This window comes from Oleiphilus sp. HI0079, assembly GCF_001635105.1.
This window is the reverse complement of sequence record NZ_LWFT01000310.1, coordinates 1-270: the sequence shown is the minus strand read 5'-3', so window position 1 is coordinate 270 and position 270 is coordinate 1. Positions and strand designations below refer to the sequence as shown.

General features: G+C 44.1%; 1 protein-coding gene. It reads right to left on the bottom strand.

Annotated features, from left to right (window positions below; all coding sequences use genetic code 11):
- The coding region (locus A3750_RS04255) for a hypothetical protein (protein WP_197474881.1) at positions 1-228 on the bottom strand (228 nt) is incomplete at its 3' end.
- Between the last annotated feature and the right edge of the window lie 42 nt (positions 229-270).

Sequence of the window (270 nt, the reverse complement as noted above, 5' to 3'; positions counted from 1 at the left end):
TAGCGTTAGGTCAATACTGGGTGGCTTTAATCGTTTTATGACAACGGTGTTGTCCTCATCATTAAATTGAAAGTTAATCCAGTTTGCAGAGGCGAGCGCCATGACTTCTACACCTCGGTTTCTCGCATAGTGCTCGACATATTTTTCGAGCTTGTAAGGCGGACATCCTGCTCGATGAAGTGTCTCGCCAATATTGACGATTTGCGAAATTAAGTGATGCTCTGACATGGCGGCTCTCGGTTGATTCGCCTTAAGCATATAAGACATTTT